The organism is Dactylosporangium sp. NBC_01737 (genome assembly GCF_035963215.1).
In the GTDB taxonomy this organism is placed as follows: Bacteria; Actinomycetota; Actinomycetes; order Mycobacteriales; family Micromonosporaceae; genus Dactylosporangium.
In genome coordinates, this window is the sequence record NZ_CP109153.1 from 8,722,138 (window position 1) to 8,737,948 (window position 15,811).

Annotated in this window: 14 protein-coding genes; 9 read left to right on the plus strand and 5 right to left on the minus strand. The window is 72.6% G+C overall.

Annotated features, from left to right (window positions below):
• The first annotated feature begins 14 nt into the window (after positions 1-14).
• From OHA72_RS39560 to OHA72_RS39575, 4 genes are all read left to right on the plus strand, one after another.
• Entirely contained in the window at positions 15-926 is a 912-nt protein-coding gene (locus tag OHA72_RS39560; RefSeq protein WP_327001200.1) for an LGFP repeat-containing protein, read from the plus strand.
• Complete coding sequence (locus tag OHA72_RS39565; RefSeq protein ID WP_327001201.1) at positions 842-1,975, plus strand: RICIN domain-containing protein; 1,134 nt, start codon at positions 842-844, stop codon at positions 1,973-1,975. The genes OHA72_RS39560 and OHA72_RS39565 overlap by 85 nt, the downstream gene beginning before the upstream one ends.
• Positions 1,976-2,082: 107 nt before the next feature.
• Positions 2,083-2,529, plus strand: coding sequence for an NUDIX domain-containing protein (locus OHA72_RS39570; protein WP_327001202.1), 447 nt, complete (start codon positions 2,083-2,085; stop codon positions 2,527-2,529).
• Positions 2,530-2,549: 20 nt separating this feature from the next.
• A complete protein-coding gene (locus OHA72_RS39575; protein ID WP_327001203.1) occupies positions 2,550-2,984 on the plus strand; it encodes a VOC family protein in 435 nt (144 codons plus the stop codon).
• 13 nt (positions 2,985-2,997) lie between these two features.
• Here the strand turns inward: OHA72_RS39575 and OHA72_RS39580 are convergent, their stop codons facing one another.
• The 3 genes from OHA72_RS39580 to OHA72_RS39590 all read right to left on the minus strand — a co-directional run bounded on the left by OHA72_RS39580 (position 2,998) and on the right by OHA72_RS39590 (position 7,086).
• Positions 2,998-4,395, minus strand: coding sequence for a GH1 family beta-glucosidase (locus OHA72_RS39580; RefSeq protein WP_327001204.1), 1,398 nt, complete (start codon positions 4,393-4,395; stop codon positions 2,998-3,000).
• Positions 4,396-4,462: 67 nt separating this feature from the next.
• Positions 4,463-6,166, minus strand: coding sequence for a right-handed parallel beta-helix repeat-containing protein (locus OHA72_RS39585; RefSeq protein WP_327011753.1), 1,704 nt, complete (start codon positions 6,164-6,166; stop codon positions 4,463-4,465).
• 26 nt (positions 6,167-6,192) lie between these two features.
• Positions 6,193-7,086, minus strand: coding sequence for an NAD(P)-dependent oxidoreductase (locus OHA72_RS39590; RefSeq protein ID WP_327001205.1), 894 nt, complete (start codon positions 7,084-7,086; stop codon positions 6,193-6,195).
• A gap of 107 nt (positions 7,087-7,193) precedes the next feature.
• On the opposite strand from OHA72_RS39590, the gene OHA72_RS39595 reads away from it, so the two are divergent.
• From OHA72_RS39595 to OHA72_RS39615, 5 genes are all read left to right on the plus strand, one after another.
• Positions 7,194-9,101, plus strand: a complete 1,908-nt coding sequence (locus OHA72_RS39595; RefSeq protein ID WP_327001206.1) for a HAMP domain-containing protein — start codon at positions 7,194-7,196, stop codon at positions 9,099-9,101.
• A gap of 97 nt (positions 9,102-9,198) precedes the next feature.
• Entirely contained in the window at positions 9,199-9,948 is a 750-nt protein-coding gene (locus OHA72_RS39600; protein WP_327001207.1) for a hypothetical protein, read from the plus strand.
• A 27-nt stretch (positions 9,949-9,975) separates the two neighbouring features.
• On the plus strand, positions 9,976-11,004 hold the full coding sequence (locus OHA72_RS39605) for an NAD-dependent epimerase/dehydratase family protein (RefSeq protein ID WP_327001208.1): 1,029 nt from the start codon (positions 9,976-9,978) through the stop codon (positions 11,002-11,004).
• A gap of 74 nt (positions 11,005-11,078) precedes the next feature.
• A complete protein-coding gene (locus tag OHA72_RS39610; RefSeq protein WP_327001209.1) occupies positions 11,079-12,050 on the plus strand; it encodes a glycosyltransferase family 2 protein in 972 nt (323 codons plus the stop codon).
• Complete coding sequence (locus OHA72_RS39615; RefSeq protein WP_327001210.1) at positions 12,047-13,270, plus strand: ATP-grasp domain-containing protein; 1,224 nt, start codon at positions 12,047-12,049, stop codon at positions 13,268-13,270. Before OHA72_RS39610 ends, OHA72_RS39615 begins: the two co-directional genes overlap by 4 nt.
• Here OHA72_RS39615 and OHA72_RS39620 read toward each other — a convergent pair.
• Both OHA72_RS39620 and OHA72_RS39625 read right to left on the minus strand, forming a co-directional pair.
• The gene (locus OHA72_RS39620; RefSeq protein ID WP_327001211.1) at positions 13,254-14,537 is read right to left on the minus strand and encodes a phenylacetate--CoA ligase family protein; all 1,284 of its coding nucleotides are present in this window, start codon (positions 14,535-14,537) and stop codon (positions 13,254-13,256) included. The genes OHA72_RS39615 and OHA72_RS39620 overlap by 17 nt on opposite strands.
• Positions 14,524-15,795, minus strand: coding sequence for a hypothetical protein (locus OHA72_RS39625; RefSeq protein ID WP_327001212.1), 1,272 nt, complete (start codon positions 15,793-15,795; stop codon positions 14,524-14,526). The genes OHA72_RS39620 and OHA72_RS39625 overlap by 14 nt, the downstream gene beginning before the upstream one ends.
• Positions 15,796-15,811 lie beyond the last annotated feature (16 nt).

A 15,811-nucleotide genomic window follows, 5' to 3' on the forward strand; every position in this document is an offset into this window, starting at 1 on the left:
GGAGGGTGCACCGGATGGAAGCGGCGGTCCCGCACGGGCAAGGCGTCGTCGTCGGCGACCAGAACACGCAGTTGAACGTCTGGGTGAACGGCCAGCGCATCGACGCGGCCGCCCTGGAGTCGCGGTCCCCGGCAAGCGCCGCCGACCTGGTGCTGAAGATGCCGCACGACGATGCGGTGAACGCTCTGGTCATGATGTCGCCCGCCGCGTCCGCCGAGGTCACGTGGGTGCTGCTGCACCGGGACGAGGAGTTCGCGTTGTCGGCGCTCGCCGGCATGCACCGCAGCCGTTGCGAGCCCGTGGTCGCCGCGCTCGTCGCCAGGATGCCGTGGCTGGACGGGTTGCCGGCCGCCGCCGAGGCGATCGACCAGCTCGAGCTGCAGCCCGGGTCGAAGCTCGGTGACCGGATCGGCGGGCTCACCTGCGCCAGACCTTCGCCACAGCTGACGCACGGCTTCTCCCAGCAGTACGCAAACGGTCGGATCGTCTGGAGCCCGCGCGGCGGCGCGTGCGTGATGCCCGAGCCGTTCGCGGACTACCACGCTGGGCGGGGCGGCACCGCCGGCCGGCTCGGGTTTCCTGTGTCGCCGGTGGCTTCGGCGACACCGTCGCCGAAGGACAACACGACGGGTGAGTACCAGCAGTACGAGTCGACGTGGAACTACGCCGCCGAGACCCGCAAACGGCTGGGCCGCAAGTGCGGGGCGACGGTCTACAAGTCCGCGCGCGGCGTGTATGCGACCTGGGGCGGCATCGGCGAACTGTACGAACTGGAAGGCGGCACCGGCAGCTGGCTCGGCTTCCCGCTCAGCGAGGAGCTCCCGGCCGGCCGTCGCGGGCGATGGACGACCAGCCCGGCACCACCGGCTGCTGCCAGCGGTTCGAGGGCGGCACGGTGTACTGGTCGGAGCAGACCAACGCCGTGATACCGCTGTCGCAGGACATCGCCGACCACCACGACCGGCTCGGCGGAGCCGGTGGGGCGCTCGGCTTCCCGGTGGGCCACCGGATCCCCGCCGCCGACTCCGTCTTCGGCACCAAGGGCACCTTCCAGCGTTTCGAGGGCAGCTCGGACTACCCGCACGACATCGTCAGCCACTGGACCGAGCGCGAAGGTGTCGGCGGCTGCACCGTCTACGTCAGCAGGCACGGCGTGCACGCCGTCGGCGCCGCCATCGGCGCGCTGTACGAACGGATGCACGGCACCGGCAGCTGGCTCGGCTTCCCCACCTCCGGCGAGATCGACGCCCGCGACACGCCCGACGCGCCGTGGTGCTGCTACGCCACCTTCGAAGGCGGCGCCATCTACTGGAAGCAGCCGTTCGGCGCGGTCGCGGTCTCGCGTACCGTGGCCGACCTGCTGTCCTCGGACGCAGGCCTGGCCCGGCAGCTGGGCTTCCCGACCGCCGCCGAGCAGAGCATCACGCCGGGCGAGCACGAGCGTGTGCAGTTCTTCGAGCACGGCGTGGTGACCACCCGCAACGCCGTCGCCGAGGCCTGGCTGCGCCCCGCGCCCGCCGCGTCCGGAGCGGTTCGACCCCAACGTTCGCTGCCGGACACCGTGTACCTGATCAATCGTGCATGCGGCTTGGCGCTCACGGTCGAGGAGGACAGCAAGCCCGGACTCCTGGTGCAGGCGAGGGCCTTCAACGGCTCGCCGTTCCAGCGGTGGATCCTGCGAACGACCGACCGGCACAGCGTGGTCACGCTGTTGTCCGCCGCGAGCGGTCTCGCCCTCGACGTCGGCGGGAAGAACCGGGGCGGCAAAGACCTGTGCCTGCAGGCCGAGTCCGGTAGGGCCGGCCAGCTCTGGCAGATCACCCCGGATCCGGGTGGCACGTACTCCATCCGTAACCTCGCCGACGGCGGTGCGTACCTGTCGCTCAACGAGAGGGCCGAGGCCGGCTGGAGGCCGTGGTTCAAGCCCGAGGCCGAAACCGACGGCCAACGGTGGGAGCTGCGAGACCCTCGTTGATGCCGGAGTGGAGGTGTCGACTTCGTCACGCTGGCGCCGGAGCCGGCCCCAGCTCCGCAGGCAACCGAGCAGGGCGGCACCCGGGCGCAATGACCTAGGGTGTGCGGATGCCTGCTGAGCGTTTCTGTGTCGCCGCCGCCGTGTACGGCATTCTCCGGGATGAAGGCCGGGTGCTGGTGTTGCGGCGGGACGGGACCGGGTTCCGGCAGGGGCAGCTGAGCCTGCCGGCCGGGCATCTCGACGGCGGGGAGGACGCGGTCAGCGGCCTGGTGCGGGAGCTGCGGGAGGAGCTGCGCGTCGAGGTGGAGCCGGGCGACTGCAGGCTGGTGCTGCTCATGCACACCGCGCCGGAGGACGCCGACGACCAGGAATACCTGCACCTGTTCTTCGACGTGGACCGCTGGCGCGGCGAGCCGGTCATCGGCGAGCCCGGCAAGTGCAGCGAGCTGCGCTGGGTGGATGCCGGAAGGCTGCCGGGCGACGTCGTCGACTACGTCGCCGAGGCGCTGGCGGCCATCGCCCGCGGTGACGCCCTGGCGCTGCGCGGATGGTGAGGAGCACGTATAGATGATGCATGAGTGTCGTGTGGGGGATCGCGGTTGACTGCAGGGACGCGGGCCGGCTGGCCGCGTTCTGGCGGGAGGCGCTCGGTTACGTGGACGCCCCGGTGCCGGAGGGGTTCGCCAGCCGGGAGGAGTGGCTGGTGCGGTGGGAGGTGCCGCCGGAGGAGTGGAACGACAGCGCGTATCTGGTGGATCCGGAAGGGGCCGGGCCGAGCCTGTCGTTTCTGAAGGTGCCGGAGCCGAAGGTGGTCAAGAACCGGTTGCACATCGACATCAAGGCCGGTGGGCGGGACCAGCCGCAGGACGTGCGCTGGCCCAGGGTGACCGAGACGGTCCAGCGGCTGCTGCGGGCGGGTGCGTCGGTGGTCGAGGAGTACTCGGTCGGCGGCGTCCCCGACCACGTGACGATGGCCGATCCCGAGGGCAACGAGTTCTGCGTCGTCTGAACACGGAGGCGACCTACAGGCCGTTGCGGGCGATGACGGTCTTGTACCAGTCGGCGCTGGCCTTGTGGGTGCGGCGCTGGGTGGCGTAGTCGACGTGGATGATGCCCCAGCGTTGCGAGTAGCCCTCGGCCCATTCGAAGTTGTCCATCAGCGACCACAGGTGGTAGCTCTCCAGCTTGACGCCGGCCTGGATGGCGCGGTGGGCGGCGGTCAGGTGGTCGCGCAGGAACGTGATGCGGTCCTGGTCCTGCAGCGGGTTCTCCGTCGCCATGCCGTTCTCCGTGATGGACACGGGGATGTCGCCGTAGTCGCGCTTGATGCGGGTCAGCAGGTCGAACAGGCCGTCGGGGTAGATCTCCTGCCAGGTCGCCTGGGACGTCGGGTGCTGCATGACGCGGGCGCCGGTGCCGGTGAGGTGGGTCGGGCCGTAGTAGTTCACGCCGAGCAGGTCGTTGCGGGTGCCGATGACCGCGAGGTCGCCGTCCTTGATCGCGGCGCGGACCGGTGCGTCGGCGGCCTGCGAGTCCAGCCAGTCCTGCGGGTACCGGCCGCGCAGCAGCGGGTCGAGCCAGCGCCGGTTCTCCTCGGCGTCGGCGGTCGTCGCGGCCGTGCGGGCCCCGTCGGAGTCGTCGGCGGGATAGGTGGGCGACAGGCTGAGCGCGGCGCCGATGCGGCCGTTGCCGCTGGTGGCGCGCAGCGCCTGGACCGCCAGGCCGTGGCCGAGCAGCAGATGGTGACCGACGACGTTGGCCAGCCGGCGGTCCTGCTTGCCGGGTGCGTGGATGCCGGCCGTGTAGCCGACGTCGACGACCGTCTTCGGCTCGTTGATGGTCAGCCAGGTCGGCACCTTGTCGCCGAGGGCGGTGAACATCGCGTGCGCGTAGTCGGCGAACCACTTCGCGCAGTCGCGGTTCTCCCAGCCGCCGAGCTCCTGCAGCGCCTGCGGGGTGTCCCAGTGGAACAGGGTCACCACCGGCGCGATCCCGCGGGCGAGCAGCCCGTCGACGAGCTTGTGGTAGAAGTCGATCCCCTTGGCGTTCACCGTGCCGCGGCCGGTCGGCAGGACCCGCGACCAGGAGATCGAGAACCGGTAGGACCTCAGCCCGAGGTCCTTCATGATGTCGAGGTCCTCGGCGAAGCGGTGGTAGTGGTCGGCGGCCACGTCGCCGGTGTCCCCGTTGCGGATGCGGCCCGGCTGGTGGCTGAAGACGTCCCAGACCGACGGGCCGCGGCCGTCCTCGTTCGCGGCGCCTTCCAGTTGGTACGCCGATGTCGCGGCGCCCCAACCGAAACGGGGAGGGAACGCCAGGGCGGGGGCGGCAGCGGCAGCTTCCGGGCGCGCGGGGCCGCCGCGCGCGCAACCGGCGACCGCGCCTACCGCGGCCAGGGTGAGTACAGATCGCCTACGCATGCGGCGAAAGTAGCGCGCGTCGCTTTATAACCCCAAATATCGCCCGAAAACCGAAAAACCAGTGCGATCAGCTTCCTGTCGCACCGCCAGGGCACGGGTCGATGCCGAGGTTGTGATACCAGCAGCCGCCGACCGGCGCGGTGTCGAACGCGGTGGGGGCGACCGCGTTGTCGGCCAGGTCGTTGCCGTGCACCCGGCCCGCCTCGCAGGTGCCGTCGCCGGTGATGCGCAGGCCGTGCGTCTGGGTCGGGTGCGGGCCGCGGTCCCAGGCCCGGTTGTCCCGCACCGTCGGGGCGAGGGCGGCGGCCGCGAGGGTGATACCCGCCCGCACCGAAGGGGCGTCCGGCAGCCGGTACCGGGTCTCCCGCGGCGGCGTGCCCTCCGGCCACGCGGTGGCGGCGCCGGGACGCACCGGCGCGAGGATCAGCTCCGTGGCCGTGTTCGCCACGACGATGGCCTGCTGCCCGCCCGCGGCGACCATCTTGCCGGTGTGCCCGTCCGGCAGCCATTTCGCCGCCGTGTCGCGCATCGTCAGCCGGGTGTACGAGACCGTCGCGCCGCCGCCGTCCGACCCGGGTGCGGCCTGCAGGCCGTTGCTCCGTACGCGGTTGCCGGCCACGCACACGTCCAGCACGGGGGAGTCGATGAGCACGCCGTCCAGGGCGTTGCCCCAGATGTCGTTGCCGGTGACGGCGATGTCGGCGGCCGGGTGCTCGGCGCTGCCCGCCAGGCGGGCCACCCCGAGCGCGTCCGCGCGGTCCGCCAGGCCGGACGGGCCGAGGCTGTGCTGCCAGTACCCGTACCGGCCGTTGCGGCTGATGCGGTTGCCGTCCACGGTGTACGGTCCGGTCGTGTTGCCGATGGCGACGCCGTCCCAGACGTTGCCGTCGATGACGCAGCCGGTCACGATGCCGCCCCGCCCCGCGACCGACGATGTGCCCAGCGCCGACACGTCGTAGCCGGCCTGATGGTTCGCGGTCATCGTGCACGCCGAGACGATGAGCCCGTCGGCGCCCCAGTCGGAGATGCCGAACCGGTTGCCCTGCGCGTGGCAGCCGATGATGCGGATGCCGCGCGGCGGGGTCCACCGACGCTTCTGCAGCTCGACGAAGATGCCGTTGGTGCCGTTGCCGACCGTGCTGCACCCGGTGATGGTGAGCCGTTCGGTGTCGCCCCAGCCGCCGATGCCGATGCCGATCCCGGCGCCGCCCATCTCCTCGCCGTTGTTCAGCCGGCCGCAGTGCACGGCCAGGACGCCGTCCACGACGGTGTCCTGCAGGAAGTCACAGCCGAAGCCGGTCGCGCCGGTGTCGTGGATGTACAGGTCGTGGAAGCGCCCGCGCAGCACGTACTGCAGGAACAGCCCTTTGGCGTTCACGTCGTACGCGGGCAGCGTCACGCCGGAGCCGTCGATCTCGAAGTGCGCGAAGGTGCAGTCGGCGATGTGGTTGTCGCGCCCGGCGCCGTGGTCGCGGGTGGTGAAGGTGGCAAGGGGGGTCGGTGCGGTCGGCCGCTCCGGGTTGGACAGCGTGAAGCAGGTGGCGGCGGCCCCCGCACCGATGAGCGACACACCGTTGCGCCACCTGACGCCCTCGTCCTGGATGGAGTACGTCCCGGCGGGGCACCGGATCGTGCGGGGGCGGCCGTCCGCGGCGTACGCGGCACCGAGCGATTCGACCAGGGCGGCGAGCGCGGGCTGGTCGTTGGTGGTCCCGTTGCCGGCGAGTCCGTGTGCGTGTGCATCGTAGACGAGCGGGTCGGCGGTGCGCATCACGACCACTTCCTGTCCTGGCGGCGTTACCTGGTGGCGTGGTAGAGCTGGGTCACGGCGGCGATGTCGGCACCGCGCAGCCCCTCGGACGCCGCTTCCTCGTAGCGCTGCCGCACCGCGCCCGCGGCCGGCAGCTCGATCCCGGCCTTGCGGGCGACGTCGAGGGCGAGCCCGGCGTCCTTGGCGCCGAGAGCGGTGGCCCACCACCCCTCCTGCGTGCCGGTCAGCACGTCCTCGAACCGGTTCTGCAGACCGGCCGGCACCACCGGGCTCGACCGGAGCAGGCTGCGCAGCTGGTCGTCGCGCAGCCCGCCGCTGCGGCCGACGGCGAACGACTCGGCCAGGGCGACCACCTCCGACAGCAGCAGCATGTTGGTCGCCAGCTTGGCGGCGATGGCCATCTGCGCCGTGTCGTAGCGCCGCACGGTGTCCGACAGCGAGGCGACGACGGGGCCGATGCGCTTCGCCACGGCGGCGTCGCCACCGGACAGCAGCACCGCGGTGCCGCCCTCGACCGCCGCTGGGCTGCCGACGACCGGCATCGCGAGGAAATGGCCGGGGAAGGCCGCTGCGAGCTCTGCGCTGAGCTCCGGCGAGACCGTCGAGCAGTCGACGTACGTGGTCCGATCGCCGATCGCCGGGAGCAGCGCCCCGAATGCCACGTCCCGGACCGCGTCGTCGTCGGACAGCATGGTGATGACCACGGCGGCGTTGGTCGCGGCGTCGGCGGCGCCGGGCGCCTCCCAGGCGCCCGCCGACACGAGCGAGGCGGCCTTGCCCGGCGTGCGGTTCCACACCGCGACGCGGTGCCCGCCCCGCACGAGCCTGCCGGCGATCGCGCGTCCCATCCGGCCCATGCCCAGCACGGCGACGTCCATGGTGACCCCCGGGGTGTCGGTGTCGGTGTCGGTGTCGATCACGCCGCACGTACCCGCATGGCCGCGCGCAAACGTGCACCAGCCGCCGAGGCGTGAGTGACCCGTTGCGGGGCATCAGCATCAGCCTGAGCGCGGCGGGAGGTGACGGCGTGAAGGGTGCCCAGGGTGGTCTGATCCGGCGGATGGTCCTGGCCACCTGCGTCCTGATGCTGTTCGTCGGTGGCGCCTTCGGCACCCTGCTCATCTCGATCGGCGAGGACCGCGAGACCACCCGCCTGTCCCGGCACTCCCACGAGCTGTTCGCGGCCGCCGACCAGATCCACCGGCACACGGTCGACATGCAGTCGGCCCAGCAGGCGTACGCGCTGTCCGGCGACGGCGTCTTCCTGCAGCGGTGGGAGGCGGCGCACACCGACCTGCTCGCGGCCAACGCGCAGCTGGAAGGGCTCGCCACCACCGCGTCGCAGCAACAGCAGACCGAGCGGATCACGCGGACGAGCGAGTCGTTCGCCGAGGACTACTCGCTGCCGGCGCTGGACGCGGCCCGGCGCGGAGAGCCGACGGCCAGGAGCGCGCAGACCCTGCTGGAGGGCGACCGCCGCATCGAGCGGCTCCGCGCCGACCTGGGGGAGCTGCGGACGTCGGAGCGTGAGGTCATCATGGCCCGCGACGCGCGTGCCGAGGCGATGGCGAACCGGGAGATGCTCGCGATCCTCGCCGGCCTGGCCGGCTCGGCGATCGCCATCGCCCTCGTCGGCGGCTACCAGACCAGACTGCTGGTGCAGCCGATCCGCAGGGCGGCCGCCATGGCCGACCGGCTCGCTGGCGGCGACCTGGGCACCCGGATGCCCGAGACCGGCAAGGCCGAGATAGGGCAGCTCGAGCGGTCGTTCAACGTCATGGGCGCCTCCATGCAGGACAGCCACCGGCAGCTCGGCCGGCTGGTCGAGACGCAGACGGCGCTGCGGCGCGTCGCCACCCTCGTCGCGCAGGGCGGCTCGTCGAGCGAGGTCCTGGCGGCGGTCGTCGAGGAACTCGGGCGGCTCATCGGCGTCGGCACCGCCCGGATCGTGCGGTTCGAGGCCGACGGCACCGGGATCGTGGTCGCCGGGTGGGGCGCACCCGAGCTGGACCTGTCGGTCGGCACGCGCCTGACGCTGCAGGGCGACAGCGTCACGGCGGCGGTGCGGCGCACCGGCCGGACCAGCCGGATGGACACGTACGAGGGGGCGGAAGGCCCGCTCGCCGAGCACCTGCGGGCGTGCGGGGCGCACGCGGCGGTCAGCGCACCGATCAACGTCGAGGGCCGCGTCTGGGGCGCGGTCACGGTCACCGCGTTGGGGGAGCAGGTGATGCCGCCGGACGCCGAGGCGCGGCTGGCGGAGTCGACCGGGCTCATCGGCACCGCGATCGCCAACGCCCAGGCCCACGAAGACCTCATCGCCTCGCGGGCGCGCGTGGTCGTCGCCACCGACCAGGCGCGCCGGCGCATCGAGCGCAACCTGCACGACGGCGTGCAGCAGCGGCTCCTCTCCCTCGGCCTGGACATCCGCCGCGTCCAGCACAGCGTGCCGGCGGACCTGCCGAAGCTGCGGGCGGAGCTGTCCGAGGTGGTCGCCGGGCTCAACGGCACCGTCGACGACGTCCGGGAGATCTCGCGCGGCGTGCACCCGGCGATCCTGACCGAGGGCGGCCTGCGGCCCGCGTTCAAGGCCCTCGCGCGCCGCTCGGCGGTCGCCGTGCAGCTCGACGTGCGCCTGGACGCCCGCCTGCCCGAGCCGGTCGAGGTGGCCGCCTACTACGCGGTCGCGGAGTCCCTCGCCAACGCGGCGAAGCACGCCCGGGCCTCGCTCATCCTCGTCAGGGCGTCGGTCCGCGACGACCACCTGGACGTGACGGTGCGCGACGACGGCGTCGGTGGCGCGGATCCGGGCGGCGGGTCGGGTCTGGTCGGCCTCACCGACCGGGTCGAGGCGCTCGGCGGGACGATCCGCCTCGACAGCCCGCCCGGGCGGGGCACCTGCCTGCAGGTCCGCCTCCCACTGGCGCAAACCTGAGCAAACCCAGGCGCCCCCCTTGCCCGTCCCCTCGATCATTGCCAAACGTCAATATCAAATCGGCCAGTGCAGTGATCCGCGCGTACGCTTCCGGCGTATGAGCCAGGTCCTTCGCCGGAACGCGGCGTTCCTCGTCCTGATAGCGCTCGCGGCCGGCTGTGCCGCCGTCGTGTGGTTCGTGCTGCCGCATGATCGCGAGGTCAAGTCGTTGGGGATCTTCCTGTTCAAGCTGCTGCCGTTCGTCTTCGCCACCGAGGCGATCGCCCGGCTGGACGTGGAGCTGGCCCGGCGCCTGCACCTGGTGCGGATCCTGATCCCGGTCGCGTTCTGCGTGTTCTTCCTGTACTTCGTGCCGAAGATCTTCTTTTACCTGGACGACTTCCCGACCGTCTACTACCACATTCTCGTGCTGACGCCGATCATCATCATGTCGCTCACGCTGGCCTACCGGCTCGGCGGCGGAACACCCGGCAACGTCCGGCGGATCGCCTACGCGATGCTGCTCATCATGGTCTCCGGCCTGGAGGACCTGGCGTTCCTGAAGGTCAACCACCACACCGATCCGCAGTGGGCCACCATCCCCGACGTGTGGACCTGGGCGTCGCACATGACCGTGTTCCTCGGCCACCCCCCGACGAAGAACGAGGCGTTCGCGTTCATCGCCGTGCACGTCGTCCTCGTCGTCTTCCTGCTCGCCGCGCCGTCGCGGTGGCTGACCCTGCCGCAGTCGATGCGCCGCGGCCGGCACGCCGCACCGGCCGCGGACCCGGCCGGGCCACCCGCCGACCCGCCCGCCGTGGCGACCGCCGACGCCGAGCCCGCCGAGGCCCGGCCGACCCGGATCTGACCGCAGGCGACGCGAAGGAGACGTGGCATGGCGATGCCGACGGCGCAGTCGACGGCGCTGGTGACCGGCGGCGCCGGGTTCATCGGCGCGAACGTGGCCCGGTCCCTGCTCGGCGACGGCCACCGGGTGGTGATCCTGGACGACCTCAGCGGCGGATCGCTCGGCAACGTCCCGGACGGTGCGGTGTTCCGGCAGGGCAGCGTGTGCGACCCGGCGGCCGTGGCTGCGCTGTTCGCGCAGTTCCGGTTCGACTACGTGTTCCACCTCGCCGCGTACGCCGCCGAGGGGCTCAGCCACTTCATCAAGCGGTTCAACTACACCAACAACGTCCTCGGCAGCGTCACCCTGCTCAACGCCGCCGTCAACGCGGGCACGGTGCGCTGCTTCGTGTTCACCTCGTCCATCGCGGTCTACGGCAGCAACCAGGTGCCGATGAGCGAGGACCTGGTGCCGGCGCCCGAGGACCCGTACGGCATCGCGAAGCTCGCCGTCGAGCAGGAGCTGCGCGTCACCCACGACATGTTCGGGCTGCCGTACGTCATCTTCCGGCCGCACAACGTCTACGGCGAGTACCAGAACATCGGCGACCGGTACCGCAACGTCATCGGCATCTTCATGAACCAGGCGCTGCGCGGCGAGCCGTTCACCGTCTTCGGCGACGGCGAGCAGGTCCGCGCGTTCACGCACATCAGCGACGTGGCCCCGGTCCTGGCCCGGTCGGTGACGAATCCCGCGGCCTACAACGAGACCTTCAACATCGGCGGCGACACGGTGTACTCGCTCAACGCCCTCGCCCGGGCGACCGCCGACGCCATGGGCGTGCCGCTGCGGGTCACGCACCTGCCCGCCCGCAACGAGGTCCGGCAGGCGTACGCGGACCACGACAAGGTCCGCAAGTGCTTCGGCCTCGCCGACGACGAGATGCCCCTCGCCGACGGCCTCGCGTCGATGGCCGCCTGGGTGCGCCGGCACGGGCCGCGGGAGCCGTCGGTGTTCGACGCGATCGAGGTGCGCCGGAACCTGCCGCCGTCGTGGCGGGCCGTGCTGCGCGACTGAAGTGTCCAGACATCGAGGGAGGTCGGTGGCATGCACCGCAGGTACACCAGCGATCCGGACGGCCGGTGGGCCCCATGACGGCGACGCGGCCCGCGGTCCCGATGCCGCGGACGAGCGACGAGGGGCGCCCGGCCTCGCTGACGGCGTTCATCCCGTGCTTCAACGAGGCCGGGCAGGTCGACGAGGTCCACGCCGCCATCGACGCCGAGCTGTCCGGCTACCCCGGCCTGGAGATCCTGTTCGTCGACGACGGCTCCACGGACGCCACCCTGGACAAGGTGAAAGCCTTGTGCGCCAAGGATCCGAGGGTGCGGTACGTGTCGTTCTCCCGCAACTTCGGCCTCGAGGCCGCCCACGGCGCCGGGTTCCGGTACGCGAGCGGGGAATGGGTGGTGCAGCTCGACGCGGACCTGCAGTCCCCGCCGGCCGAGGCGCCCAAGCTGATCGCCAAGGCCATGGAGGGCTACGACGTGGTGTACGGCATCCGCCGCGAACGCCACGACCCGCTGTTCCGCCGCCTCGGCTCCGCGGTGCAGCAACGCCTCGCGCAGCGGCTGTTCGGCGTCGACCTGGTGTACGGCTCGTCGGTGTTCCGCGTGGTGCGGGCCGCCGTCGCGCGCCGCGCCGTGGACCTGCGGCTGGCCACCCCGTACTTCGTCGCCACGATGCCGCTGCTGGGCGCCCGCTGGGCCACCGTCGACGTGGCACACCGGCAACGCAAGGGCGGCGGGTCCCGGTGGGCGGTGTGGCGGCTGTTCTCCCACAGCGCCGAACTGTTCTTCGGCTTCTCGCTGCGGCCCCTGCTCTGGGTCTATGCGGCGGTCTTCTGCGCGGTCCCGGTGGTGATCGTCGCGGGAGACGCCGGGGCCGTGGCCGGTGAGGTCGTGCTGCTGTGCGCCGTCGGGGTGCTCGCCGCCTACGTGCACCGCCTGGTGCGCGGCTCGGTGCGACCGCGGCTGTTCTACGTCCGCGAGGCGAACATCCCCATCGCCGAGCAGGACCGGCTGCACGCGGGCGGACCCGTGGTGCGGGAGCCGGCCCGATGATGCTGATCCTGGGTGCCAGCGAGGACCAGCTCCCCGTGTACCTGGAGGCGCGCCGCCGCGGCATCCCCACGATCGGGGTCGACGTGCGCGCCGACCGCCCCGCGCTCGCGTACGCCGACACGTGGCTGCCGGTCAGCATCAAGGACCACGAGGGCATCGTCGCCGCGCTCGCCGGTCGCCGGCCGACCGCCGTCGTCGCCGCGGCCAGCGATGCCGGCCTGTGGACCTGGCACGAGCTCAGCAACCGCTACGAGCTGCCGTTCCGCTTCCCGGCCGGCGCCGCCCGCGCGTCGACGGACAAGTCCGCGTTCCACGAGGTCGTCCGCGCCGCCGGCGTCCCCGGCTACCGCTGGCACCAGGGCACCGACCGGGCGGCGCTGACCCGCGCCGCGCACGACATCGGCTTCCCCGTCGTGGTCAAACCGCCGGACACGTCCGGCAGCAAGGGCATCAGCCTCGTCGAGCACCCGGCCGGGCTGCCGGTGGCGCTGGACTACGCGGCCCGCTTCACCACCCCCGGCGGCCCGCTGCTCGTCGAGGAGTTCCTGGCCGGTCGCAACCTCACCGTCGACGTGTTCATGCAGTCCGGGCGGGTCGGGTTCGCCGGCATCACCGAGAAGCGCGTCGTGCCCGGCCCCCGCTTCGTCATCGGCGGCCACATCGGCCCGGCCGCCATCGACCACGCCGTCCGGGAGCGCCTCATCACCGCCGCCGGGCGGCTGTGCCGGGCGATCGACCTCGTCGACGGCCCCGCCAACTTCGACGTGATCCTCCGCGACGACGGCTCGTTCGCCGTCCTGGAGGCCAACGCCCGCCTGTGCGGCAACGCCTTCCCGTTGCTGATGCGGCACATGTACGGCGTCGACACCGTCGCCGCGCTCGTGTCGCTGGCGCTCGGCGAGCCGTTCGACCTCACCCCGACCCGCGACGGCGCCGGCATCATCCACGTGCTGGCCTCGCCCCTGACCGGCGACGGGATCCTGACCTCGGTCGGCGGCGTCGCGCAGGCCCGGGCGCTGCCGGGCGTCGTGTGCTGCGAGGTGTACGCCGAACCCGGCGCGACCGTCCGCCCGTTCGACCAGGCCGCCAACAAGGTCGGCTATCTCGTGGTCACCGGCGCCGACCCGGCCGCCGCGGCGGCGACCCTCGCCGCGGCGCAGGACCTGCTGGTGCTGGGGTTCGCTCCGGCCGTGGCCACGACGCTCAGTCTGCCTGGTTGACCGCGAGGGCCGGCGCGTACTCGCTGACGACGAGGCGGCCCTTGCCGCCGGGCGTGAGCGGGATGCGGTCGCTGAGGCGCATGTCCAGGGGCACCGCCGCGCCGGCCCGCTCCTGCAGCGACCGTCGCGTGCCGGCGAGCACCGTGTCGGCGGGCAGCGAACCGTCCGGCACCACGAACACCCGGATCGTGCCGTCTTCGTCCTGCCGCACGTACATCTCCGCGACCCCGGGCTCGTACATCGCCACGCCCAGGAACAGGTCGCCGAAGAGCTTCCGCCCGTCCGGCAGGACCACGGCGTCGTTCATCCGGCCGTTGGTCAGCGTCATCGTCCGGAAGCGCCGCCCGCACCGGCACGGCTCGGCGTCGATCGCGCCGACGTCGCCGAGCGCGTAGCGGACCAGTGGCATCGCCCGCTCGTCGAACGCGGTCACCACCACCTGTCCCTCGGCGCCGTCCGGCAGCACGGTGCCGTCCTCGCCGAGGATCTCCACGTAGACGCGGTCCTCCGCGATGTGCCGGCCGCCGAGGTGGCATTCGAAGTAGATGTTCAGCGTCTCGTAGGCGGAGTACTCGTCGCGGACCGGCACCCCGAAGCCCTCTTCGAGCAGCGCCCGGCACGCGGGCACGAGCAGCTCCGACTCGGTCAGCACCAGCCGCAGGTGCCGGCGCAGCGCGACCCGCTGCGCGGGCGTCATCGTGCGGACCAGCTCCCGCAGGTGCACGGGGTAGCCGATGAGCACCTTCGGCCGGTACGCCAGCAGCCCGGCGATCCAGTCGGCCGGTGGCGTGGTGGTCAGGATGACGTGCCGCCGGAACAGGCCCACCTTCTCGACCAGCCGGGGCGGCATCGGGAAGGGCTTGAGGTGCGCGAGCCGGTCCGTCGGCAGGTACCGGCGGGTCGCGAAGAACCGGCGGACGCAGGCGGCCATGTGGTAGTCGTGGGCGTTCATGTCGTGCCAGCCGGTGACGCGGTGGCCGGTGGTGCCGCTGCTGGACCACGCGAGGCACGCGTCGGTGTCGACGCCGTCGGCGACGAACTCCCGGTTGGGGGTGCTGCGCATGATCGCCTTGGTCACCAGCGGCACCCGGGCCAGGCCGGCCGTCGATGCCAGCTGCGGCAGGGTGCCCCGGTAGTAGGGCACGCCGGCGTTCGCGTGGGCGAGGAAGCGGTTCAGGCTCCGCAGCTGGTACCGGCGCAGGGCCGCCCGGCTGCCGTACTGGCGCAGCAGCGTCACCGGCACGTACGCCATCTCACGCAGCAACATGGACGTCCTCCTTGACGGGTGGGTGGGCGGGCCGGCCGCGTCCGCCCAGCCGGGCGCGCAGCGTGGCGGCCTGCACGACCTCGGCCGCGGCCAGGGCGATGAGCAGGCCGACGCCGCCGGCGGACGGCACCGCGACGAGACCGGACACGGCGGCGGTGGCCAGGCCCGCGGCGGCGGCGAGCCCGGTGATGCGGGTCGACGCGGCGTCGGTGTTCTCCACCAGGTACCCGGCGAAGATGACGGCGACCAGCATCGGGGTGCGGGCGGCGAACAGGGCCGCCCATACGAGCACGGCGTTGCCGCCGCGGGCGGTGTCGAGCAGGCCCGTCGCGGCGAGCAGCGCGCCGACGGCGGCGAGGTACGCCAGGTCCGCGGCGACGACCCACCGGGTGATGCGCCGGGCCGCGTGCCGCCCGGCCGTGCCGCCCGAGCCGAGCAGCCGCATCGACGCCCACGGCGTGTACACCCGCAGCGTGTACAGCAGCAGGTTGATCCCGGCGGACCAGACGACGTCGACGGCGACGAGCGGGCCGACCTGGTCCCGGAACGCCGACACGGCCAGCAGCGCCACCAGGACGCTGGTGCACAGGTACATGCACACCTCGGGGCTGCCCATCAACGCGACCGTGCACCAGATCCGGCGGACGAACCCGGGCCGGCGGCGGATCGCCAGCGACGGCCGCCCGAGCCGCACCAGCAGCAGTACGCACAGCACGACCTGCGTGCCGACCAGGCAGGCGACGTAGCCGAGGGGTCCGAGCCCGAGCACGACCAGGCCGAGCAGCGCGGCCTGCACGACGGTGAGCACGAAGAAGGTGCGGGAGTCGTGCCGCGGCACCCCGACCGCCCGGTGCAGCCCCACCAGCAGCAGCAACACCCCGGTCGTGGTGCACATCGCGGCGACGCCGAGGTAGACCGCCACCGGGCCGTCCGGCGTCACCGCGGCGGCGACCGCGAACGCCACCAGCGCCGGCACCGGCAGCACCCACAGCAGCGCCGCGGCCGCCCGCAGGATCAGCGGCCCGGTGCGCGGCGCCCGCGGCAGCAGCTTCAGCACCGTCTTCTCCGGGCCGGCGACCAGCAGCGCGACGACCCACGAGCAGATGACGACCGCGGCGGCGTAGGTCGCGTAGCGCTCGGCGCCCCACAGCGGCAGCAGCGCGACGGTCGCCACGAGCTGCACCATCCGGTACGCGCCGCGGCCCGCCAGCAGCGACGCGAGGGTGCGTAACCCGATGCGGGCGGGCCCGGTCACCATGCCGTCGAGTCTGCCC

Bases quoted from the DNA above. Each gene is read 5' to 3' on its own strand.
- OHA72_RS39560 (WP_327001200.1), top strand. From the start codon at position 15: ATGGAAGCGGCGGTCCCGCACGGGCAAGGCGTCGTCGTCGGCGACCAG.
- OHA72_RS39565 (WP_327001201.1), top strand. From the start codon at position 842: ATGGACGACCAGCCCGGCACCACCGGCTGCTGCCAGCGGTTCGAGGGC.
- OHA72_RS39570 (WP_327001202.1), top strand. From the start codon at position 2,083: ATGCCTGCTGAGCGTTTCTGTGTCGCCGCCGCCGTGTACGGCATTCTC.
- OHA72_RS39575 (WP_327001203.1), top strand. From the start codon at position 2,550: ATGAGTGTCGTGTGGGGGATCGCGGTTGACTGCAGGGACGCGGGCCGG.
- OHA72_RS39580 (WP_327001204.1), bottom strand. From the start codon at position 4,395: ATGCGTAGGCGATCTGTACTCACCCTGGCCGCGGTAGGCGCGGTCGCC.
- OHA72_RS39585 (WP_327011753.1), bottom strand. From the start codon at position 6,166: ATGCGCACCGCCGACCCGCTCGTCTACGATGCACACGCACACGGACTC.
- OHA72_RS39600 (WP_327001207.1), top strand. From the start codon at position 9,199: ATGAGCCAGGTCCTTCGCCGGAACGCGGCGTTCCTCGTCCTGATAGCG.
- OHA72_RS39605 (WP_327001208.1), top strand. From the start codon at position 9,976: ATGGCGATGCCGACGGCGCAGTCGACGGCGCTGGTGACCGGCGGCGCC.
- OHA72_RS39610 (WP_327001209.1), top strand. From the start codon at position 11,079: ATGACGGCGACGCGGCCCGCGGTCCCGATGCCGCGGACGAGCGACGAG.
- OHA72_RS39615 (WP_327001210.1), top strand. From the start codon at position 12,047: ATGATGCTGATCCTGGGTGCCAGCGAGGACCAGCTCCCCGTGTACCTG.
- OHA72_RS39620 (WP_327001211.1), bottom strand. From the start codon at position 14,537: ATGTTGCTGCGTGAGATGGCGTACGTGCCGGTGACGCTGCTGCGCCAG.
- OHA72_RS39625 (WP_327001212.1), bottom strand. From the start codon at position 15,795: ATGGTGACCGGGCCCGCCCGCATCGGGTTACGCACCCTCGCGTCGCTG.